General features: G+C 69.9%; 21 protein-coding genes. 12 read left to right on the forward strand and 9 right to left on the reverse strand.

Annotated features, from left to right (window positions below; translation table 11 throughout):
- The first annotated feature begins 37 nt into the window (after positions 1-37).
- From ACIQBL_RS27475 to ACIQBL_RS27485, 3 genes are all read left to right on the forward strand, one after another.
- Positions 38-154, forward strand: coding sequence for an SGM_5486 family transporter-associated protein (locus ACIQBL_RS27475; RefSeq protein WP_019060691.1), 117 nt, complete (start codon positions 38-40; stop codon positions 152-154).
- Positions 155-338: 184 nt separating this feature from the next.
- Positions 339-545, forward strand: a complete 207-nt coding sequence (locus ACIQBL_RS27480) for a hypothetical protein (protein ID WP_401945729.1) — start codon at positions 339-341, stop codon at positions 543-545.
- A 65-nt stretch (positions 546-610) separates the two neighbouring features.
- Positions 611-1,129, forward strand: coding sequence for a SixA phosphatase family protein (locus ACIQBL_RS27485; protein WP_401945731.1), 519 nt, complete (start codon positions 611-613; stop codon positions 1,127-1,129).
- Positions 1,130-1,302: 173 nt separating this feature from the next.
- Here the strand turns inward: ACIQBL_RS27485 and serB are convergent, their stop codons facing one another.
- Together serB and ACIQBL_RS27495 are read right to left on the reverse strand one after the other, a co-directional pair.
- Positions 1,303-2,511 (reverse strand): phosphoserine phosphatase SerB, encoded by a 1,209-nt coding sequence (serB, locus tag ACIQBL_RS27490; RefSeq protein ID WP_401945732.1) that lies wholly within the window; start codon positions 2,509-2,511, stop codon positions 1,303-1,305.
- Between the two features lie 465 nt (positions 2,512-2,976).
- Positions 2,977-4,974 carry a streptophobe family protein gene (locus ACIQBL_RS27495; protein ID WP_401945733.1) on the reverse strand — a complete coding sequence of 666 codons (1,998 nt, stop codon included), beginning with the start codon at positions 4,972-4,974 and terminating at the stop codon, positions 2,977-2,979.
- Positions 4,975-5,215: 241 nt separating this feature from the next.
- On the opposite strand from ACIQBL_RS27495, the gene ACIQBL_RS27500 reads away from it, so the two are divergent.
- Positions 5,216-7,723, forward strand: coding sequence for an FHA domain-containing protein (locus tag ACIQBL_RS27500; RefSeq protein WP_401945734.1), 2,508 nt, complete (start codon positions 5,216-5,218; stop codon positions 7,721-7,723).
- A gap of 90 nt (positions 7,724-7,813) precedes the next feature.
- Here ACIQBL_RS27500 and ACIQBL_RS27505 read toward each other — a convergent pair whose 3' ends face one another.
- The 3 genes from ACIQBL_RS27505 to ACIQBL_RS27515 form a co-directional block, all read right to left on the reverse strand.
- Complete coding sequence (locus ACIQBL_RS27505; RefSeq protein ID WP_401945736.1) at positions 7,814-8,578, reverse strand: transglycosylase SLT domain-containing protein; 765 nt, start codon at positions 8,576-8,578, stop codon at positions 7,814-7,816.
- Positions 8,579-8,877: 299 nt separating this feature from the next.
- On the reverse strand, positions 8,878-9,963 hold the full coding sequence (locus ACIQBL_RS27510; RefSeq protein ID WP_401945738.1) for an S-adenosylmethionine:tRNA ribosyltransferase-isomerase: 1,086 nt from the start codon (positions 9,961-9,963) through the stop codon (positions 8,878-8,880).
- A complete protein-coding gene (locus ACIQBL_RS27515) occupies positions 9,960-10,655 on the reverse strand; it encodes an SDR family NAD(P)-dependent oxidoreductase (RefSeq protein WP_401945739.1) in 696 nt (231 codons plus the stop codon). The genes ACIQBL_RS27510 and ACIQBL_RS27515 overlap by 4 nt, the downstream gene beginning before the upstream one ends.
- Before the next feature lie 184 nt (positions 10,656-10,839).
- Between ACIQBL_RS27515 and ACIQBL_RS27520 the strand changes: the two genes are divergently transcribed.
- The 4 genes from ACIQBL_RS27520 (at position 10,840) to ACIQBL_RS27535 (ending at position 13,479) form a co-directional block, all read left to right on the forward strand.
- Positions 10,840-11,985, forward strand: coding sequence for a GAF domain-containing sensor histidine kinase (locus ACIQBL_RS27520; protein WP_401945740.1), 1,146 nt, complete (start codon positions 10,840-10,842; stop codon positions 11,983-11,985).
- Positions 11,978-12,619, forward strand: a complete 642-nt coding sequence (locus tag ACIQBL_RS27525; RefSeq protein WP_401945741.1) for a response regulator — start codon at positions 11,978-11,980, stop codon at positions 12,617-12,619. The genes ACIQBL_RS27520 and ACIQBL_RS27525 overlap by 8 nt, the downstream gene beginning before the upstream one ends.
- 166 nt (positions 12,620-12,785) lie before the next feature.
- Positions 12,786-13,025, forward strand: coding sequence for a chaplin family protein (locus ACIQBL_RS27530; RefSeq protein ID WP_401945742.1), 240 nt, complete (start codon positions 12,786-12,788; stop codon positions 13,023-13,025).
- Positions 13,026-13,239: 214 nt separating this feature from the next.
- Positions 13,240-13,479 (forward strand): chaplin family protein, encoded by a 240-nt coding sequence (locus ACIQBL_RS27535; RefSeq protein ID WP_401945744.1) that lies wholly within the window; start codon positions 13,240-13,242, stop codon positions 13,477-13,479.
- 321 nt (positions 13,480-13,800) lie between these two features.
- Here ACIQBL_RS27535 and ACIQBL_RS27540 read toward each other — a convergent pair whose 3' ends face one another.
- A complete protein-coding gene (locus tag ACIQBL_RS27540; protein ID WP_401945746.1) occupies positions 13,801-14,589 on the reverse strand; it encodes a hypothetical protein in 789 nt (262 codons plus the stop codon).
- A 132-nt stretch (positions 14,590-14,721) separates the two neighbouring features.
- Between ACIQBL_RS27540 and ACIQBL_RS27545 the strand changes: the two genes are divergently transcribed.
- The 3 genes from ACIQBL_RS27545 to ACIQBL_RS27555 all read left to right on the forward strand — a co-directional run bounded on the left by ACIQBL_RS27545 (position 14,722) and on the right by ACIQBL_RS27555 (position 17,140).
- A complete protein-coding gene (locus ACIQBL_RS27545) occupies positions 14,722-15,513 on the forward strand; it encodes an ABC transporter ATP-binding protein (RefSeq protein WP_401945747.1) in 792 nt (263 codons plus the stop codon).
- A gap of 80 nt (positions 15,514-15,593) precedes the next feature.
- On the forward strand, positions 15,594-16,028 hold the full coding sequence (locus tag ACIQBL_RS27550; protein ID WP_043685042.1) for an NfeD family protein: 435 nt from the start codon (positions 15,594-15,596) through the stop codon (positions 16,026-16,028).
- 152 nt (positions 16,029-16,180) lie between these two features.
- A complete protein-coding gene (locus ACIQBL_RS27555; RefSeq protein WP_262061871.1) occupies positions 16,181-17,140 on the forward strand; it encodes an SPFH domain-containing protein in 960 nt (319 codons plus the stop codon).
- A 141-nt stretch (positions 17,141-17,281) separates the two neighbouring features.
- On the opposite strand, the gene ACIQBL_RS27560 is transcribed toward ACIQBL_RS27555, so the two are convergent.
- The 3 genes from ACIQBL_RS27560 to ACIQBL_RS27570 all read right to left on the reverse strand — a co-directional run bounded on the left by ACIQBL_RS27560 (position 17,282) and on the right by ACIQBL_RS27570 (position 19,296).
- Complete coding sequence (locus tag ACIQBL_RS27560; protein ID WP_401945749.1) at positions 17,282-17,788, reverse strand: HNH endonuclease; 507 nt, start codon at positions 17,786-17,788, stop codon at positions 17,282-17,284.
- Positions 17,789-17,933: 145 nt separating this feature from the next.
- Positions 17,934-18,473, reverse strand: a complete 540-nt coding sequence (locus ACIQBL_RS27565; RefSeq protein ID WP_401945751.1) for a YbhB/YbcL family Raf kinase inhibitor-like protein — start codon at positions 18,471-18,473, stop codon at positions 17,934-17,936.
- Positions 18,474-18,513: 40 nt separating this feature from the next.
- A complete protein-coding gene (locus ACIQBL_RS27570; protein ID WP_401945753.1) occupies positions 18,514-19,296 on the reverse strand; it encodes a sporulation protein in 783 nt (260 codons plus the stop codon).
- Between the two features lie 137 nt (positions 19,297-19,433).
- Here ACIQBL_RS27570 and ACIQBL_RS27575 point away from each other — a divergent pair, with 137 nt between their 5' ends.
- Complete coding sequence (locus tag ACIQBL_RS27575) at positions 19,434-20,075, forward strand: DNA-3-methyladenine glycosylase (protein ID WP_401945754.1); 642 nt, start codon at positions 19,434-19,436, stop codon at positions 20,073-20,075.
- The last annotated feature ends 351 nt before the right edge of the window (positions 20,076-20,426 follow it).

The following is a 20,426-nucleotide window of genomic DNA, read 5'->3' on the forward strand; positions in this document are numbered from 1 at the left end:
CGGACGCGGCGCGGACGGCGGATGCGAGACTTGCCGTATGCCAGTGCTCGACCCGAACCCCCAGAACGGCCAGCGGAAGATGCTCATCGTCTTCGGCTCGTTCTTCGCCATCTTCATCGTCATCGCCATCATCGCGACGATCGCGTCCCCGTGACCGGACGCCCGTGAGTACGCCTCCGCGGGCCGATGGTGGGGTTGTCCCCACCATCCCCTAGGGGGTGAGGCTCAGGGTCAAGTGGGTGGATCTCCGGATGGGTTGGGGGCCGCGCGTTCCGTAACTTCGAGGTGTGACCGCGAGAAGCGGATCGCGGACCACTCGGAGACCAGCGGAGGCATCCATGTCGGCCCCTACGCACACCCGGCCCCACCCGGCGACCACGGGCGGCGTCGACATCAGGCTGCCGTGGTGGGCCCTCGCCCTGCCTGCGCTCGCCTTCATCGTGCTGCTCGTGATGATGCTCAATCCCACGGACGCGCAAGCGGCGGCCTCGGACCCGATGATCACCCATCTCTTCGAGCGCGTACAGCAGCTCATAGCCCGCTGAGCACGGGCGGAGCCGCCCGTCAACTACCCGCGCCCCATGGCCTGTTTCATGCGAAGCTGGATCCCATGAGCGTCGCAGAACCCCGCAGGATTGTCCTCTTCCGGCATGCGAAAGCCGACTGGCCCGAGGTGACCGATCACGAGCGACCGCTCGCCGACCGCGGCCGCCTGGACGCGGCCACCGCCGGAAGCAGACTGGCCGACACCGGCATCCCCTTCGATCTGGCCCTCTGCTCCACCGCGGTCCGTACCCGGGAGACCTGGAAGCTCGCCGTCCACGAACTCGCGCACCGGCCGAAAACCGTCTACGAGGAGCGGCTCTACGAGGCCTCTCCCGGCGAGCTGATCGCCGTGCTGAACGAGACGCCCGACGACACGCAGAACCTGATCCTCATCGGGCACAACCCGGGAGTGCAGGGCCTGACCGAGGTCCTCTCCGGCCCGGGCACCGGCGAGGCCCGCGAGTGGCTGACCCGCCGCGGCTTCCCGACCGCCGCCTTCGCCGTCCTGACCTTCAACGGCTCCTGGAAGGCACTGGAGCCGGGGGTGGCGACGCTGGCCGACTACTGGGCGCCGTCCGAGTAGACCCACGGCTCGGGCCATGGTGAGTCCGTGCCGGAGGTCCTGGATGGTGTCGCCGCGAATGTGACACTTCCTACCGGGAGTGTCACATTCGCGGAACTGGTACCCGGCCCCCCATGGGTTCGCCAAGAGCATCCCACGCGCTGCCGGGCCCCTGAAGGTCGTGAAGACAGGTGTCAGTCCTCGTCGTGCGTGTCCGCCGCCTCGACCTCTTCGCGGGTGACGCCCAGCAGATACAGCACGGTGTCGAGGAACGGCACGTTCACCGCCGTGTGCGCGGCCTCCCGGACGACCGGCTTCGCGTTGAAGGCGACGCCGAGACCGGCCGCGTTGAGCATGTCCAGGTCGTTGGCGCCGTCGCCGATCGCCACGGTCTGCGCGAGCGGTACGCCCGCCTCGGCGGCGAAGCGGCGGAGCAGCCGTGCCTTGCCCGCGCGGTCCACGATCTCGCCGGTGACCTTGCCGGTCAGCCTGCCGTCCACGATCTCCAGCGTGTTGGCCTGGGCGAAGTCGAGCCCGAGCCGGTCCTTGAGATCGTCGGTGACCTGGGTGAACCCGCCCGACACGACACCGACTTGATAACCGAGCCGCTTGAGCGTCCGGATCAGGGTGCGGGCACCCGGCGTCAGCCGCACCTCGCTGCGCACCTTGTCGACGACCGACGCGTCCAGCCCCGCCAGCAACTCCACGCGCGCGTGCAGCGACTGCTCGAAGTCCAGCTCCCCGCGCATCGCGGCGGCCGTCACCTCGGCGACCTCGGCCTCGCAGCCGGCGTGCGCGGCGAACAGCTCGATGACCTCGTCCTGGATGAGCGTGGAGTCGACGTCCATGACGACGAGCCGCTGGGCCCGCCGGTGCAGCCCCGCCGCCACGACGGCGACATCGACGCCGAGCGCCGCCGCGTGGGTGGCGAGGGCGGTGCGCAGGGGCTCGGTCTCCACCCCGGACACCGCGAACTCGACCGCTGTCACGGGGTACTTGGCGAGCCGGAAGATACGGTCGATGTTGCCGCCGGCCTTGGTGATGCGGGCGGCGATCGCGGCGGTGGACTCCGCGGTGAGCGGATGTCCGAGCACGGTCACGAGGGAACGCCCGAGTCCGCGCGGCCGGTTGTCGCCGAGGCCGGAGATGATCTCCGCCTGCATCTTCATCGACTCGGCCCAGCTGTGCACGGTGGCCCGCAGATCCCCTTCGAGCCCGGCGGGCGGTGGCGTCACCAGCGCGCACAGCACCATCCGGCCACGCGTGACGACCTGCTCGATGTCGACCACGTCGACGGAGTAGGCGGCGAGGGTGTCGAAGAGTCCGGCCGTGATGCCCGGCCTGTCCTTGCCGAAGATCTTGACGAGGAGAGTGGGGACGTCAGAGGTCTGCGAAGCGCTCATGGTGTACCCACCGTATCCGGCACGGAGTGCCTAATGCCGCAGAGGTCCGCCTAGCGGACACGGAACAGTGGGTGTCGGGTCGGTGGCGCGCAGCTTACGGGGCGATCACGAAGGTGCTGGTGGGCGGTCATGAGTGGGCTGGGGCGATCGGGGTGGGGCGCGGCGCCGATCAGGAAGTGGACGGGGAGTGGGCAAGAGGTGACCGGTACGGCCCTGGACGCGGCGGATACGGCCGGACGGGTGGGGGCGCCGAGCGGTGGGCCGTGGCCCATGGGCTGGTCTGCCTAAGGGATTGGTGTGCCCGGGGGTTGGTTGGTCCACGGATGACGCCCAGGCACACCGTCCGACGTCGCCCGCGGCTCACCCGGCACCGACGACGAGGCTCACCGGCGCCCCTTGGGCCTCCCGGCACCGACGACAAGGATCACCGACGTCCCTTGGGCCTCCTGGCACCGACGACGAGGCTCACCGGCGCCCCTTGGGCCTCCCCGGAGGCAGCGGTGGTGGTGGCGGGGGCGGAGGAGGCTGCTGACCGTCCTCCGAGTCGTCCCCCGGCCAGTCCCGCGCACCAGGCCCGGGCCGACGCCGAGGCGACCGGGACGGCGGCTCGTAGGGCTGGGCCATGGTTGGAGCGCCGTACAAGTCGACCGGCGGCGAAGGGGCGCCGGGCGACTGCGGGTCGTCGTAGGAGCGAGTGCCGTCGTCCGGAGGGACGACTCCGGGCTGCTGCGAGGTTCCGGGGTACGGGGGGACTCCGCCCGGCCCTGCGGCTCCGGGTGCCGGCCCACCCCTCCGCGGTGCCGGCCTCCCACCGGGCCACGCTCCACCCGGCGGCCTGCTGTCCTCCGGCTGCCGTAGCTCGTCGGGCAGTTGCAGATACGGGTTGGTCGCGGGGTTCGGTGCGCGATACGGCGTGCTCGGTACGTAGGGGCCCGAGTGCCCGGCGGTCTCCGGATGGCCTGCTTCTCCCGCGCTCCCCACAGGCTGCGCGTGTTCCGGATAACCTGGCTGCCCATGCTGCCCCGGCACTCCGGCCCCCGGTCCCGCCCCCGGAGCCGTAGCCCCCGAGTCACCCAGTGCCAACCGTGCCGCGTGCCGTCCGGCCGCCCCGGTCGCGTACGCGAGCAGCCCCCCGACGCCTCCCGCGCCCGCACCCCACAGCGCGCCGAGCAGCAGCGCCATGCCCAGATGCCCGTGCAACTCGATCCCGGCGCCGAACGCGTCGAACCCCAGCACCGACAGTGACGCGTCCACGGACACGTCCGTCAGCCAGGCCAGCAACGGCAGTGTCAGCGCGGTCACGACCCCCAGCCGTACGGCACACCGCCCGGCGAAACCGAGAGCTCCCGCCCCGCCCTTTGCCCCCACAGGGGTCCGTGCCGCGGTGAGCACCCCCGCCAGCAGCATCATCAGTGCCGCGGCGACCCCCAACAGCCATACCCGGCCGTCCAGTTCGGCCAGTCGCCCGAGTGTCACCGGCTGGTCGGACTTCACGCTGAGGAGTTGGTCGAGGGGGTGGGGGAGCAGCTTCGCCAGTTCGCCGGTCGCCTTGCCGTCCCAGGGGACGAAGAGGCCGAGCGGGATGCCGAGCCAGACCCCGTTGGGCGCGCCCAACAGCGCGGCGCCCGCGATCCGCTTGGGGTGGTCGTCGCCGACCGCCGCGTACGCCGCCGCCGCGAGCCCCGCCGCGACCGCGACCAGCAGCACCGCGACGAGCGCGGACGCGGCCGGCCGTACGACACGGTGGACGGCCTCCCAGCCGCGGGGGAGGGGCGTACGGCGGGACGCCAGCAGGGCGATCAGCAGGATGCCGGCCGACCAGCCCAGGCCGCCCAGCAGCGTCGGCGCCGTGTCGACGGTGAAGCCGACCGCCGCCTTCGCCTTGACCAGGTCGCCGATCCTGCCCGGCAACAGGCCGCCGATGTCACCGATGCCGGGGATGTTCACCCCGCCGCCACCGCTACCGCCCGTCAGTTTGTCGAGGCCCAGCTTGTTCCCGTCGATCGTGATGACGTCGTGCCCGGCCCAGGCCAGCCCGCCGAGCATCGCCACGAAGAGCGCGATCACCGAGCCCCCGCGCGCGAGGAGTTCGGCCGGGGCGACCACAACTCCGGCCGCGCGCAAGGACCGTAGGAAGAAATACGACAGCAGGAGCGCTCCCGCCAGGCTCACGCCCAACGGGGTGATCGTGACGGCTGTGGTGGCCTGGGCGCCGGTCAGGCCGAAAGCGGAGACATCGCCGGTCGGTGTGACCGAACCGCCCGCGCCGAGGGCGACCACCGCGGCGGTCATCGGGCCGAGCGAGCCCGTCGCGTCGGCGCCCAGCAGGTGCAGGCCGAGCGCGGCCGTGCCCGCCATGCCTATCAACGCCCAGCTCACCGCGGCGATCGCGGACAGCAGGACGTCGCCCCAGGGCACCCTCGTGTCGTAGTTCGCCGTCCTGACACTCGTCGCTGAGTTCATGGCAGACCCCCCGATCCGCGGCGCGGTGCGGACACCACGCGTGTCCCCCCTCGCGTGGATTACCACTCTCCGGGTCGGTTTCCACCCCGTCAACGGAACCGGCGGAAGCGTGCGGGCGTGGTCTTCACAAGGCCCGACTTTCGGTCAGGGGGTGCAGCCTGAAATAGTTCCCGACGATGTTCGCCATCCCTAGACTCCCTGTGATGGGGGTAACTCGGGGGACTACTCAGTGGGGCATGGAGTGCCGGAACTCGTAGTGGAATTGAATGGACGGACCTGGACGCTCGACGCGTCCAGGCCCTACACCCTCGGACGTGATCCGCAGGGGGATGTCGTGGTCGACGACGCCAGGGTCTCCTGGCGGCACGCCACGATCAGCTGGAGCGGCCGGAGTTGGGTGATCGACGACCACGGCAGCACCAACGGCACGTTCGTGCAGGGCCAGCGCATCCATCAGATGGAGATCGGCCCCGGCTCGTCCGTGTACCTGGGCAACGCGACCGACGGCCCGCGCCTGAACCTGTCCGGCGCCGCGGCCTCCGTGGCCACGCCGCAGGCCCAGCCGCAGCAACAGCCGTACGCCGCACAGGGCGCGGGCCCCGGCTGGGCACAGCAGGCGCCGCCGCAGCAGACGCCGGAGCAGCAGCGGTATCAGCCGCAGGCGGCTGCCGCGCAGATTCCGCAGCAGCCGGGACCCGGTGTCGGCGCGGGGGCGCCGCCGGTCTACGGCGACCGCAGCCCGACCACGTTCCACCAGTTCTCGCTGGGCCGCGTGATGCGCATCGGCCGTGCGCTGGAGAACGAGTTGGTGGTCTCCGACCTCCAAGTCTCGCGCCACCACGCCGAGTTCCACGCGACGCCCGACGGCCGCTTCGAGATCCGCGACCTGGGCTCGCACAACGGCACGTACGTCAACGGCCAGCCGATCACCAAGGGCGGCTCGGCGCTGCTCGGCCCGAACGACATCGTCGGCGTCGGCCACTCCACGTTCCGCCTGGTCGGCGACCGGCTCGAGGAGTTCGTCGACACCGGTGAAGTCTCCTTCTCCGCACGGCACTTGACGGTGACGGTCGACGGCGGCAAGCAGATCCTCAAGGACGTCTCCTTCGGCGTCCCGGAGAAGTCGCTGGTCGCGGTCATCGGCCCGTCCGGCTCCGGCAAGTCGACCCTGCTGAAGGCGCTCACCGGTTACCGGCCCGCCAACGAGGGCGATGTCCTCTACGACAACCGGAACCTCTACAAGCAGTTCGCCGAGCTGCGCCAGCGCATCGGTCTGGTCCCGCAGGACGACATCCTGCACAAGGAACTGACCGTCAAGAAGGCCCTCAAGTACGCGGCCAAGCTGCGCTTCCCCGCCGACACCACCGGCACCGAGCGCGAGGCCCGTATCGACGAGGTGCTGCGCGAGCTGAAGCTCGACATCCACAAAGAGAAGAAGATCACCTCTCTCTCCGGCGGCCAGCGCAAGCGCGTCTCGGTGGCCCTGGAACTCCTCACCAAGCCCTCGCTGATCTTCCTGGACGAGCCCACCTCGGGCCTCGACCCGGGCATGGACCGCGATGTCATGCAGCTGCTGCGCGGCCTCGCCGACGACGGCCGCACGGTCCTCGTCGTCACCCACTCCGTGGCCGAACTGGCGATCTGCGACAAGCTGTTGGTGATGGCGCCGGGCGGCTCCGTCGCCTACTTCGGCCCGCCGGAGGAGGCCCTGAACTTCTTCGGCTACGACACCTGGGCCGACGTCTTCTCCGCCTTCGAGAACTACCGCGACTACGACTGGGCGGGCCGCTGGAAGGGCTCGCAGCACTACCAGATGTACGCCGCCGACATCGACGCGATCGCTCCGCAGTCCGTACAGATGCCGCCGATGCAGGCGATGAAGCCGCCGAAGCCGCAGGGCTGGATGTCCCAGTTCGTGACGCTGGTGCGCCGCTATGTCGCGGTGATCGCCTCCGACAAGGGCTTCCTGGCGCTGATGGTGATCCTGCCGGGCGTCCTGGGCGCGGTGAGCCTGCTCATCGACTCGGGCAACAGCCTGCTGCCCAACCCGCCCAGGGCGAACGGCCAGATCATTCCGAACGGCACGGCCACCACGGTCCTGCTGATCCTCGCGGTCGGCGCCTGCTTCGCCGGCGCGGCCAACTCCGTCCGTGAGCTGATCAAGGAACGGGTCATCTACGAACGGGAGCGCGCGACCGGCCTGTCCCGTTCCGCGTACCTGATGTCCAAGGTGTTCGTGCTCGGTGTGATCACCGCGCTCCAGGGCCTGATGGTCGGTGTCATCGGCTTCTCCAGCCGGGAGATCCCGAAGCAGGGCCTGGTCCTCGGCAGCCAGACCATGCTCGAACTCTGCATCCCGATCATGGGCCTCGGCTTCACCGCGATGATGTTCGGCCTGATCATCTCCTCGCTGGTGAAGACGGCCGAGAAGACCATGCCGCTGCTGGTGATGTTCGCGATCATCCAGGTCGTGTTCACCGGCTGCCTGTTCACCCTGAACGGCGCGATCGGCGTCAACCAGTTCTCGTACCTGATGCCGTCCCGCTGGGCGGTCGGCGCGGCGGGCGCCACGCTGGACTTCAACAGGATCAGCCCGCCCAAGCCGGGCGACAGTAACGACCCGCTGTGGAACCACACAGTCGGCGCCTGGGGCATGGACATGGCCGCCCTGATCGTCCTCGGCGTGGTCTGCGGCTTCTTCGTGGCCCGCTTCCTGCGCCGCCACGAGCCCGAGGTCATGCGCAAGTAGCGGTTCCCGTACGACGCCGAAGGGCGGCACCCCTCACACGGGTGCCGCCCTTCGGCGTCGCTGCCGAGACCCAGAGGTCCGCCGGAGGCCTCAGTAGGCGCTGTTGACGTTGTCGATCGAGCCGTACCGGTCGGCCGCGTAGTTCGCCGCGGCGGTGATGTTGGCGACCGGGTCGTAGATGTTCGTCGAGGTACCGGCGACGTGGTACGCGTTGAACGTCGGCTGGATGACCTGGAGCAGACCGATCGACGGGGTGCCGTTGACCGCGTTGACGTCCCAGCCGTTGACGGCGCTGGGGTTGCCCGAGGACTCCCGCATGATGTTCTTGTACAGGCCGTTGTACGAGCCCGGGATGCCCTTCGCCTTCATGATGTCCAGCGCCTCGTTGATCCAGCCGTTGAGGTTGTTGGTGTACGTCTTCGCGGCGACGGGCTCGATCGTGACGCGCTCGCTGGCGCGGCTCGCGGCCTCCTTGGCCTTGCGCGCGGCCTCCGCCTTCTTCTTGGCGGCGGCTTCGGCGGCGGCCTTCTTCTTCGCGGCGGCGTCCGCTTCGGCCTTCGCCGCCTTCGCCTTCGCGTCGGCCTTCGCCTGGATCGCCTCGGTCTTCACACTGGCACCGGCGAGCTGGTCGGTGACGCTGGCCTTGACGCCCTTGATCGGCTCCGAGCTGTACGCCACCTTCGCCGAGGACGCGGCGTCGGTCGTGGTCGTCCCCGCGTCGCCGGGCACGGCCGAGAAGGCGAGGGCGGCGGCGCCGAGCGTGGCGACACCGGCGAGCGCGATCCTGTGCTGCCTGGTCAGCTTGGGCAGCTTGGTCAGGCGACTATGACCAGGAGTGCTGGAGTTCTTGGGCATGACGGATGGACCTCTTCGAATTGCGCGGAGGTCGCTCTGCGGTCCGGCGGGGACGCGGGTGCTTCCGGCACAAACGCCGCGGACGGGATCCGCGGCGCTGAGCGACGGCTGCAATTCTTAGCGGTCGCAAAAACCTGTGGCAAAGGTGTGACGTACGATCCCGGGTAGTGGAGCAGTGAAGGGCAAAACGGGACAGAAGGGGATGTCCGTCCCGCTCAAGCGGGTCGCGCTTCTCTCCTATGTCCCGTAGTACGTGATCTGCGCCCTATGCGCGGGCTCACATCGACCGCACGACAACCTCACCCGCAGTTGCGTGAGCAATGCGTAACGTGAGCGCCCTCCTCCGGGAGGACGAGGTGCACGTCCCCGAACTCGTGCCACAGGTAGAGCCCGCGCAGTGCCTCCTCGTAACCACGGTGGACAGCGGCCCGCCCGGCGACCGCCTCCAGCATCAGCAGATGCGAGGCCTCCGGCTCGTGCAGCCCCGTCAGCAGCCCGTCCACCACCCGCACGCCCCGCTCCGGCGTGACGACGAGATCCGTCCACCCCGCACGCGCGCGTACGACCCCGTCGGTCCCGGCGGCCGACTCCACGGCTCGCACGGCGGTGGTCCCGACCGCGATCACCCGCCCGTCCCCGGCCCGGGCCGCGTTGATCAACCGGGCAGACACCTCCGACACCACGAACCGCTCCGGATACGGCGGCTCGTGCACCTCGGCCGACGCCACCCCGGTGTGCAGGGTGACCGGCGCGAACTGCACCCCCCTGCTCACCAGCTCCGCCACCAGCCGCGCCGTGAAGGGCCGCGCGGCACTCGGCATCTCCGCACTGCCGCTCCCGTCCCCGGACGGCAACGAGAACACCGTCTGATAGACGGAGAGCGGCTGGTCCCGCTCCGTATAGGAGTAGCGAATGGGCCGCCCGTGCTCCCGCAACAGCCCCGCCGCCCCCGGACCCGACACCCGCGCCCACCACAACCGCTCGCCCCGCCCGCTCACCGGCTCCTCCAGAGCCAGCCGCACACCCCCGGGCAGCCGCACCACCGTCCCGGCGGGACCGCCCGCACGCGCGCGTGTGGTGCCCTTCCCGTCCGGCTCGCGCAGCTCGACCGCCCACCGCTCGTCATCACCCCGCGTCGAGAAATGCACCACCACGCGCGCGTGCCCGATCCACCCGTCCACCGCCGCGGCCAGCGTCGGCGACGTGTTCACGATCAGCAGATCCCCGGCCCGCAGCAGCAGCGGCAACTCCCGGAACCCGTGATGAGACACCTCGGTACCCCGCGACACGAGCAGTCGCACGGCGTCCCGGTCGAGCCCGGGCCCGCGCTGCTCGACCGGCACGCGCGCGGACAGTTCCTCCGGAACCCGCAGGGCGATCGTCATCGCCTCTCCAGCAGCGCCGGGGCGCCGTAGCGACCGCTCGCCGGACGCTCGTCCAGCAGCCGCAGGAAGGCCGGTACCACCCCGGCCGGCGCCGGCCGGGGATCGTCGTCGTCCGGTACGGCCGCCGCGTACAGGTCCGTACCCATGTCCCCGGGGTCGACCGCCCACACCCGCAGCCCCGGCTCCTCCACGCCGAGCACGGCCGCGAGATGGTCCAGCGCGGCCTTGGACGCCCCGTACCCGCCCCACGTCTCGTAGGCCTCGGCCGCCGCGTCCGAGCTGACCGCGATCACGGCACCCGCCCGCGAGGCCCGCAGCAGCGGCAGCGCCTCCTGGACCAGCCCCAGAGCGGCCACCACGTTCACCTCCAGCGCCCGCCGCAGCCCGTCCAGGGACAGCTCCTCAAGGCGTACGAGCGGCTCGGCGCCCAGCGCGCTCGCGTTGCTCACCACCAGGTCGACGCCGCCCAGCTTCCCCGCCGCGGCCACCAGCTCCGCCCGGTGCGCGGCGTCGGTGACATCCCCGGGAAGGGCCTCCACGCGCGTGCCGTACGCGGCGACGGATACCGCGGCCTCCGTCAGCACCCCCTCGGTCCTGGCGTCGAGCACCAGGTCCCACCCCCGTTCCGCGAGGGCCTCGGCCAGTGCCCGCCCCAGCCCCTTGGACGCCCCCGTGACGATCGCTACCGACATGACACACGTCCCCTCGTCGACCACGCCTGCATCGGCGTGCCCCCACCGTAGGAACGGGCCAGCCCGCCCCGCGTCGGGCGTCGGCCGCAGCCCACCGGGGCCCTTCGACCTAGGCCCACCGGACCAGACGACGGCCGTCACCGGCCCGATCCGCGTTGTCACACCCCGCCGGTACCGTGAGGACATGAGTCAAGGTCCACGGTCCGGCCTCGCGGCGGTGAGCTCCGCGCTGCTGGCCATGAGCAGGCACCTGGAGGTGCGCGACGTCCTCAAGACGATCGTCGCCTCGGCCCGCGAGCTGCTCGACGCGCAGTACGCCGCCCTCGGCGTCCCCGACGACCACGGCGGCTTCGCCCAGTTCGTGGTCGACGGCGTCAGCGACGCCCAGTGGAAGGCCATCGGCCCGCTCCCGCGCCAGCACGGCATCCTCGCCGCGATGCTGCACGAGGCCAAGGCCGAACGCCTCGCGGACGTACGCAAGGACCCGCGCTTCGAGGGCTGGCCCGCGGCCCACCCCGACATGTCCGACTTCCTGGGCCTGCCCATCCGCGACGAGGACGAGGTCATCGGCGCCCTCTTCCTGGCCAACAAGAACTGCCCCAAGCCGAACGGCGGTTGCGGCTTCACCGAGGAGGACGAGGAACTGCTCTCCATCCTCGCCCAGCACGCGGCCATCGCCCTCACCAACGCCCGCCTCTACGAGCGCAGCCGCGAACTGACCATCGCCGAGGAGCGCTCCCGGCTCGCCCACGAGCTGCACGACGCGGTGGCCCAGAAGCTGTTCTCCCTGCGCCTCACCGCACAGGCCGCCGCCACCCTCGTGGACCGCGACCCCTCCCGCGCCAAGGGCGAACTCCAGCAGGTGGCCGCGCTCGCCGCCGAGGCCGCCGAGGAACTGCGGGCCGCAGTGGTCGAGTTGCGCCCCGCCGCGCTCGACGAGGACGGACTGAGCGCCACCCTGCGCACCCAGATCCAGGTCCTCGACCGCGCCCACACCGCCCGCGTGACCTTCACCGGCCGGGGCTTCCGCGCCCTGCCCGCCGCCCAGGAGGAGGCCATGCTCCGCGTCGCCCAGGAGGCCCTGCACAACGCGCTGCGCCACTCCGGCGCGGACCACGTCGCCGTGACCCTGGAGCGAAGCGGCTGCGGAGCGGTGCTACGGGTCACCGACGACGGCAGCGGCTTCGAACCCCAGTCGATCCGCCGCGCGGGACGCCACCTCGGCCTGGTCTCCATGCGGGACCGGACGAACGGCGTCGGCGGCACGCTGACCGTGGAATCGGCGCCCGGAAAGGGCACCACGATCGAGATGGAGGTCCCCGGTGGCTGACCCGATCAAGGTGCTGATCGTCGACGACCACCAGGTCGTCCGCCGGGGCCTGCGCACCTTCCTGGAGGTGCAGGACGACATCGAGGTCGTCGGCGAGGCCGCCGACGGCGCCGAAGGAGTCGCCCGCACCGAGGAGTTGAAGCCCGACGTCGTCCTCATGGACGTCAAGATGCCGGGCATGGACGGCATCGAGGCGCTGCGCAAGCTCCGCGAACTGGCCAGCCCCGCGCGCGTGCTGATCGTCACCAGCTTCACCGAACAGCGCACGGTGATCCCGGCCCTGCGCGCGGGCGCCGCCGGTTACGTCTACAAGGACGTGGACCCGGACGCCCTGGCCGGCGCCATCCGCTCCGTCCACGCCGGCCACATCCTGCTCCAGCCCGAGGTGGCCGGTGTCCTGTTGTCCCAGGAGGAGTCCAACTCGGGGCAGGGAAGAGGCGGTTCCCTCACGGAGCGGGAGCGCGAGGTACTCGGCCTCATCGCCGACGGCCGCTCCAACCGCGAGATAGCCCGTGCCCTGGTGCTGTCCGAGAAGACGGTCAAGACCCATGTCTCGAACATCCTGATGAAGCTCGACCTGGCAGACCGCACCCAGGCCGCCCTGTTCGCCGTACGCCACGGTCTGACCAGGTGAGCGGCACCGCAGCGGTGGAGTGACGGCAACACGGAGCGTCCCGTTCCGGGCTGAGATTCATACCGTCGTGGGAATGTCCCCCGGATGGCGCATCCTTCGTGGATCTCCACCGTTCTCCAGTGCGTGCCGCGGCGCCTGCCGCGGTGATCGCTAGGAGGACTCAGAAGTGAAGAACCTGAAGAAGGCAGCGGCCGTGACGATGGTGGCCGGCGGGCTGGTGGCCGCCGGTGCCGGGCTGGCCTCCGCCGACGGTCTGGCGAACGGCCAGGCCATCGGTTCGCCCGGCGTCGGCTCGGGCAACGTCGTCCAGGTCCCGGTCCACGTCCCGGTCAACGCGGTCGGCAACAGCGTGAACGTCGTCGGCGTCCTGAACCCCGCCTTCGGCAACCTGGGCGTCAACCGCTGACGCACGTCGCCCCGCGACAGTGACCTCCGGCCTCCCTGGGCGCTCCCCGGGAGGCCGGTCTGCTCGTCACCTGGTCATCCGGTCGGCTTGTCGCCCCAATGATCCGAACGGGCAGTCAAACGCGCATTCCCGTGCCGTTTTCGGCGCCCCCCGCGTTGATCAGCGCACGACCCGCGGCCGGGTCGGTCACGCAATCGCAGGAGGAATGCTTCCCATGAACATCGCCAAGAAGGCCGCCGTGGCCCTCACCGTCGCCGGTATCGCCGCCGGCGCCTCCGCCGGTGCCGCCGTCGCCGACGCGGGCGCCGATGCCGCGGCCGTGAAGTCGCCGGGCGTCGGCTCGGGCAACGTCGTCCAGGTCCCGGTCCACGTCCCCGTCAACGTCGTCGGTGACAGCGTCAACGTCATCGGCCTGCTGAACCCCACGTTCGGCAACAAGGGCGTCAACGGCTGACACCCACAGCACTGAAGAGGGGCCCCGCGAGTCAACGACGACTCGCGGGGCCCCTCTGCTGTAGAACTTTTCGGCCCAGCGATCTCAGCCCGTCCGGTGCCTTTTCAACTCAGGCCGCCAAAATCCGGCCCGTCCGGCGGTACCTCTCAGCAGGGGCCGGCAAAATCCGGCCCGTCCGGCGGTACCTCTCAGCACGGGCCGCCAGAATCCAGCCCGTCCGGCGTTTGAGGACGAGGCCCCTTCAGGGCCGATACGGGGGCCTGGGGGCGGAGCCCCCAGAAGACGCCCACACCAACACACGGCATCCGCGCAAGGGAACGATCAGCGCACCCCCTTCTCCCGCTCCTCCACAACGGAGTTGTACGCCGCGACCTGCGCCCGCCGAGCCGTCCGCTCCACCGGCCGCAACGCCCCCGCCCGCACCGCCATCTCGGACGCGCTCACCGCACCCCCATGCCCGCTCTCGTAGGCGAGGGACACCAACAACCCCACCCGCTGCGCCAGCTCCAACACCCGCACAGCCCGCGGCGGATACCCGGGGGCCAAAACCTCCCGCCCCCGCTCCGCCCGCGCCCGATACGCGTCGACCGCCGCCTCCGCGACCGGCCCCGACCCGGCCACGTCCAGCCGCGACAACACCTCCGTCGCATCCCGCAGCGCCTCCGCCAACTCCCGCTCCGCCTCCCCGAGCGAGGGCACATCGGCGGGCGGCGCCTCCCGCACCGGCAGGCAGTGCCAGACGACCTCGACGTGCACGTCGCCGGCGGGACCGGCCTCGTACACCTCGGGAACGAGGCCGAGCGCGGCGCCGTAGCAGACCACCGCCTCCTCGGCGTCCAACGCCCGGGCGTTGAAGTCGGGCGGGCCGCTCAGGCCCAGCGGGTGTCCCGGCGTGGGCAGCGCCACGCGCAGCCCGGTCACCCCGAGGGTGCGCAGCCGCCCGAGCGCGAGCGTGAGTCCGACGGGCGCCGTTTCGCCGGGCAGTCCCTCCACCCGGTGCACGGCGTCCTCGCCCACGATGGCGAGCACGGCGTCGTCCGGTGAGACAAGTCCGGCCAACAGGGCATTTCCCCAGGCGGCGAGGCGTCCTGAACGTGGTTCCGAAAGCATGGCCTCCACCCTAAGGACCGGACCGATGGAATGGACCGCCCGGCCGGTGGCGTAGATTTCTTCGAGGGCTGCGCCTACCGGCGCACGCGACAGCCGAGACAGGCCGACGATGCAATGGGAGACAGCGCGCTCATGAGCGATGTTCTGGAGCTGGAGGACGTAACCGTGGTCCGGGAGGGCCGGGCTCTGGTGGACCAGGTCTCCTGGTCGGTCAAGGAGGGCGAGCGCTGGGTCATCCTCGGTCCGAACGGCGCCGGCAAGACCACGCTCCTGAACGTCGCGTCCAGCTACCTGTTCCCCAGCAGCGGCACCGCCACCATCCTCGGCGAGACCCTCGGCAAGGTCGACGTCTTCGAACTGCGCCCCCGCATCGGCGTCGCCGGCATCGCCATGGCCGAGAAGCTCCCCAAGCGCCAGACCGTCCTCCAGACCGTCCTGACCGCCGCCTACGGCATGACCGCCGGGTGGAACGAGGACTACGAGGACGTCGACGAGCAGCGCGCCCGCGCCTTCCTCGACCGCCTCGGCATGAGCGACTACCTGGACCGCAGGTTCGGCACCCTCTCCGAGGGCGAGCGCAAGCGCACCCTCATCGCCCGCGCCCTGATGACCGACCCCGAGCTGCTCCTCCTCGACGAGCCCGCCGCCGGCCTCGACCTCGGCGGACGCGAGGACCTCGTACGCCGCCTCGGCCGCCTCGCCCGCGACCCCATCGCCCCCTCCATGATCATGGTCACGCACCACGTCGAGGAGATCGCCCCCGGCTTCACCCACGTCCTGATGATCCGTCAGGGCAAGGTCCTCGCCGCGGGCCCGCTGGAGCTCGAACTCACCGCGCGCAACCTCTCCCTCTGCTTCGGCCTCCCGCTCCTCGTCGAGCAGGTCGGCGACCGCTGGACCGCACGCGGTCTCCCCATGGCCTGACCGAACTCCCCTGAAAAATACGGGTCGTACGGGCATATGCGCCCTGTCCGCGACGGGACCCGCAGCTCTACCATGACCATGTGAACGACATCGGCGCATGGGTGTGGTGGCTCGTCGGCGCGGCAGCACTCGGAATCCCGCTCGTGGTGACCGCGATGCCGGAGTTCGGCATGCTCGCCGTGGGCGCCGTCGCCGCCGCGGCCACCGCCGGGATCGGCGGGGACCTCGTCGTCCAGGTCCTCGTCTTCGCCGTCGTCTCGGTCGCGCTCATCGCGGTCGTACGACCCATCGCGGCCCGGCACCGTTCCACACGGCCCCAACTCGCCACAGGAGTGGACGCGTTGAAGGGCAAGCAAGCCGTCGTCCTGGAGCGCGTCGACGGCTCCGGCGGCGGCCGGATCAAGCTGGCCGGGGAGATCTGGTCGGCCCGCTCGCTCGACACCGACCGGGCCTACGAACCGGGCCAGGAGGTGGACGTCGTAGAGATCGAGGGAGCCACCGCGATCGTCATCTGACTTCGCAGGACTCGACCGATGACCTCGCAGGACTCAACTGAACCGAACAGCACACGAGTTGCGCGAGGGTCTGACAGACTCGACCAGCAAGATCTTCAACAACCATAAGATCTTCCGAAAGCGCCGAGGCGGAGAAGGGTACGGGGAGCACGATGGAACCGGTCATCATCGTCTTGATCATCCTGGTGGTGTTGGTCTTCATCGCTTTGATCAAGACGATCCAGGTCATCCCGCAGGCAAGTGCCGCGATCGTGGAGCGATTCGGCCGCTACACGCGGACACTCAACGCGGGACTCAACATCGTCGTCCCGTTCATCGACACCATCCGCAACCGCATCGACCTGCGCGAACAGGTCGTACCGTTCCCGCCGCAGCCGGTGATCACCCAGGACAACCTGGTCGTCAACATCGACACGGTCATCTACTACCAGGTGACGGACGCGCGGGCCGCGACCTACGAAGTGGCCAGCTACATCCAGGCGATCGAGCAGCTCACGGTCACCACGCTCCGCAACATCATCGGCGGCATGGACCTGGAGCGGACCCTGACCTCCCGCGAGGAGATCAACGCGGCCCTGCGCGGAGTCCTCGACGAGGCGACGGGCAAGTGGGGCATCCGCGTGAACCGCGTCGAACTCAAGGCAATCGAGCCCCCCACCTCCATCCAGGACTCGATGGAGAAGCAGATGCGCGCCGACCGTGACAAGCGCGCCGCGATCCTCACCGCGGAGGGCACGCGCCAGGCGGCCATCCTCACCGCGGAGGGCGAGAAGCAGTCCCAGATCCTGCGCGCCGAAGGTGAGGCCAAGGCCGCGGCCCTGCGCGCCGAGGGCGAGGCCCAGGCCGTCCGTACGGTCTTCGAGGCGATCCACGCGGGCGACGCCGACCAGAAGCTCCTCAGCTACCAGTACCTCCAGATGCTGCCCAAGATCGCTGCGGGCGACGCCAACAAGCTCTGGATCGTCCCCAGCGAGATCGGCGACGCCCTCAAGGGCCTCTCCGGCGCCATGGGCAACGTCGGCCCGTTCGGCGGCGGTTCGGGCAACGACGGAGGCAACTCCGGCAACTCGGGCGGCAATTCAGAACGCCGAGAGAAGCCGTCCATCGACTGACGGCGGCCACTTCTGAAGCTACGCCAGCCCCGCGCCCCCAAAGGGGCGCGGGGCTGTATCAATTTGCGGCTCCGCCGCGTGGGCGCGATCAGCCACATACAACGCGCACCCGACGACCAACCACGCCCCTACGGCGACTAGTCAGGCAGCATCCCGAGCCAACCAACCAGGCAGCGCATCAAAATCCTCAACCGCCAGCGCGAGCAACATCGCATCGGCCGGCGTCGGCTCGAACGGCCGTCGCAGCAGCGGCATCCCCGCCTGCTCCGGAGTCCGCGCCGCCTTGCGGTGGTTGTCCTCCGCGCACGAGGCCACCGTGTTCAGCCAGGAGTCCTGACCGCCCTGCGCCCTGGGCACCACATGGTCGACCGTCGTCGCCCGCCTGCCGCAGTACGCGCACCGGTGCCGGTCCCGGACCAGCACACCCCGCCTCGACCACGGAGCTTGTCTTCGGAACGGCACCCTCACATACCTGCACAACCGGATCACCCGGGGCGCCGGTATATCAACCTCGGCTCCGCGCATACGCAGTTCGGGGTGGGCCTGCTCGACGACAGCCTTGTCCTGGAGCACCAGAACGACGGCTCGATTCAACGACACCGTCGACAGCGGCTCGAAGCTCGCGTTCAGCACCAGCGTGTCCCGCATCCAGCCCACCTCCCGTGTGCAATCGGCCCACCGCGTGGCGGGCTTGGATCAACTCTGGCCGGGCACGCCGAGATGGACAACGCAATAAAAAATGCCCGCCTCTGATCAATTCCAAGACCAGAGGCGGGCAAACGTTCAATGAACGTCAGTCTTCCGTGGGCGCTTCGTACTCACCGATCAGCTGGGCACGTGCCAGCGCGTGGAACCGCAGGTTGAAACCGACGACCGCCGGAGAAACGTCCGAGTCCGGACCCAGCTTCTCCGCGTCCACGGCGTACACCGTGAACACATAGCGGTGCGACCCGTCCCCGGGCGGCGGCGCGGCCCCACCGAAGTCCTTCGACCCGTAGTCGTTCCGCACCTGTACGGCGCCGTCGGGCAGCCCCTCGAACTTGCCGGTGCCCGCACCCGTCGGCAGCTCGGTCACCGAGACCGGGATGTCGAACACCGTCCAGTGCCAGAACCCGCTCCCCGTAGGGGCGTCCGGGTCGTAGCAGGTCACGGCGAAACTCTTGGTCTCGGCGGGGAAGCCCTCCCACCGCAGCTGCGGCGAGGTGTTGCCGGCCGCGTAGACCTGAGCGTCCTTGAGCGTCGCCCCCGGCTCGACGTCCTCGCTCGTCACCGTGAACGACGGCACGGGCGGATGGAAGTCATGGGGGAGCGGCCGCCGCTTGAGCTCGGTCACCTCGGTACCTCCTGATCGATCGCTTCAGTGAGTACCGAGCCTAGAACCAGTTGCGCTTGCTGCCGACCTCGGACAGCCACTGGTTGAGGTACGCCGCCCAGTCCGTCCCGTGGAAGTCGTGCAGACCCACCTGGAAGGACCGGAAGGTGTCACTGCCCTCGCTGAACAGGCCCGGCTTCTTGTCCATCTCCAGGATGACGTCCATCGCGTTCTCGTCGGCGACGAAGCTCAGCTCGACCTGGTTGAGCCCGCGGTACTGCGACGGCGGGAAGAACTCGATCTCCTGGTAGAACGGCAGCTTCTGCCGCGTCCCCCGGATGTGACCGCGCTCCATGTCCGCGTTCTTGAAGCGGAAGCCCAGCCGGATGAAGGCGTCGAGGATCGCCTTCTGCGCGGGCAACGGGTGCACGTTGACCGGGTCCAGATCACTGGAGTCCACAGCCCGGGCGATCGCCAGCTCGGTGCTCACCCCGATGTGCATCCCGCGCAGCGCCTGACCGTCGATCATCGTGACCGGCGTCTCCCAGGGGATCTCGAGCCCGAACGGCACCGTGTGCGCGGCACCCGCCTGCAACTCGAAGGCGTCGCCCAGCCGCACCTTCGTGAACTCGATGTCCTGCTTGTACTCCTGGTCGCCGCTCTCGATCTCGACCTTGGCCTGCAGTCCGACCGAGAGCCCCTGGATCTCCTGGCTGACGGACCCGCCCTGGATCCGCACCTCGCCCTGGACGACACCACCAGGAACGACGTTGACCTCGGTCAGCACCGTCTCCACCGAAGCCCCGCCGGCCCCCAGGCTCGCGAGCAGCTTCTTGAACCCCATGACTCTCCCTTTACGTATGGACCCTTGATCCCTACAAACGCGATCCGACCGCGACCGGTTCCGCGCCACACCCTGGCAAGCGGACGGATCCTTGACCACCCCTTGGCACAAGTGGGCCTGGACTACGCTCGGACGCCATGATCGCGCCCCCGGACCGTATGCCACTCCCCAGAGAGTTCTTCGACCGCCCAGTACTGGAGGTCGCCCCCGACCTCCTGGGCCGCGTCCTCGTCCGCACGACCCCCGACGGTCCGATCGCCCTGCGCATCACAGAGACCGAGGCCTACGACGGCGGGAACGACCCCGCCTCCCACGCGTATCGCGGCCCGACGGCCCGCAACAGCGTGATGTTCGGTCCACCCGGGTACGTCTACGTCTACTTCACCTACGGCATGTGGCACTGCATGAACCTGGTGTGCGGTCCCGAGGGCACGGCGAGGGCGGTGCTGCTCCGCGCCGGCGAGATCGTCGAGGGCGCCGAGCTGGCCCGCAAACGTCGACTCTCGGCCCGAAATGACAAAGAACTGGCCAAAGGCCCCGCCCGCCTGGCCACCTCCCTGGACGTCGACCGTTCCTTGGACGGCACGGACGCGTGCACCACGGGCGAGACACCCTTGCGCATGCTGGCCGGCACACCCGTGCCCTCCCATCAGGTAAGCAGCGGTCCCCGCACCGGAGTGTCCGGCGAGGGCGCGGTCCACCCGTGGCGGTTCTGGATCACCAACGACCCTACGGTGAGCCCTTATCGGGCCCATACGCCAAGGCGTCGGTCAAGTTGACGCGCCATGGCGGGGTGCGTAATGTAGCCCGAGCCGCTTGACCCGGGTACGGCATTCGCCTGCAGCCGGAAGCGGCCAACCCACTACCTACGACTCCCTCTCAGCAGGGGCGCATTCGGCATGTCTGCATGCCTGAATTCGAACTTGCGGAACTCGATTATGAGCTGGCGAGGGAATCGGCTAACGTAGTGAATGTCGAAAGGCCGACAGGCGAAAGCCCAAAGCGTTTGACAATCCCAACCGACAGGGAATCGGGACCGGAAACGGTCTGATAGAGTCGGAAACGCAAGACCGAAGGGAAAAGCCCGGAGGAAAGCCCGAGAGGGTGAGTACAAAGGAAGCGTCCGTTCC

The organism is Streptomyces sp. NPDC088350 (assembly GCF_044753545.1).
GTDB lineage: Bacteria > Actinomycetota > Actinomycetes > Streptomycetales > Streptomycetaceae > Streptomyces.

What these genes read in the sequence shown, in the direction of transcription:
- ACIQBL_RS27475 (WP_019060691.1), top strand. Translation starts at nt 38, where the DNA reads ATGCCAGTGCTCGACCCGAACCCCCAGAACGGCCAGCGGAAGATGCTC.
- ACIQBL_RS27480 (WP_401945729.1), top strand. Translation starts at nt 339, where the DNA reads ATGTCGGCCCCTACGCACACCCGGCCCCACCCGGCGACCACGGGCGGC.
- ACIQBL_RS27485 (WP_401945731.1), top strand. Translation starts at nt 611, where the DNA reads ATGAGCGTCGCAGAACCCCGCAGGATTGTCCTCTTCCGGCATGCGAAA.
- serB (WP_401945732.1), bottom strand. Translation starts at nt 2,511, where the DNA reads ATGAGCGCTTCGCAGACCTCTGACGTCCCCACTCTCCTCGTCAAGATC.
- ACIQBL_RS27495 (WP_401945733.1), bottom strand. Translation starts at nt 4,974, where the DNA reads ATGAACTCAGCGACGAGTGTCAGGACGGCGAACTACGACACGAGGGTG.
- ACIQBL_RS27505 (WP_401945736.1), bottom strand. Translation starts at nt 8,578, where the DNA reads ATGCCCAAGAACTCCAGCACTCCTGGTCATAGTCGCCTGACCAAGCTG.
- ACIQBL_RS27510 (WP_401945738.1), bottom strand. Translation starts at nt 9,963, where the DNA reads ATGACGATCGCCCTGCGGGTTCCGGAGGAACTGTCCGCGCGCGTGCCG.
- ACIQBL_RS27515 (WP_401945739.1), bottom strand. Translation starts at nt 10,655, where the DNA reads ATGTCGGTAGCGATCGTCACGGGGGCGTCCAAGGGGCTGGGGCGGGCA.
- ACIQBL_RS27520 (WP_401945740.1), top strand. Translation starts at nt 10,840, where the DNA reads ATGAGTCAAGGTCCACGGTCCGGCCTCGCGGCGGTGAGCTCCGCGCTG.
- ACIQBL_RS27535 (WP_401945744.1), top strand. Translation starts at nt 13,240, where the DNA reads ATGAACATCGCCAAGAAGGCCGCCGTGGCCCTCACCGTCGCCGGTATC.
- ACIQBL_RS27540 (WP_401945746.1), bottom strand. Translation starts at nt 14,589, where the DNA reads ATGCTTTCGGAACCACGTTCAGGACGCCTCGCCGCCTGGGGAAATGCC.
- ACIQBL_RS27545 (WP_401945747.1), top strand. Translation starts at nt 14,722, where the DNA reads ATGAGCGATGTTCTGGAGCTGGAGGACGTAACCGTGGTCCGGGAGGGC.
- ACIQBL_RS27555 (WP_262061871.1), top strand. Translation starts at nt 16,181, where the DNA reads ATGGAACCGGTCATCATCGTCTTGATCATCCTGGTGGTGTTGGTCTTC.
- ACIQBL_RS27560 (WP_401945749.1), bottom strand. Translation starts at nt 17,788, where the DNA reads ATGCGGGACACGCTGGTGCTGAACGCGAGCTTCGAGCCGCTGTCGACG.
- ACIQBL_RS27570 (WP_401945753.1), bottom strand. Translation starts at nt 19,296, where the DNA reads ATGGGGTTCAAGAAGCTGCTCGCGAGCCTGGGGGCCGGCGGGGCTTCG.
- ACIQBL_RS27575 (WP_401945754.1), top strand. Translation starts at nt 19,434, where the DNA reads ATGATCGCGCCCCCGGACCGTATGCCACTCCCCAGAGAGTTCTTCGAC.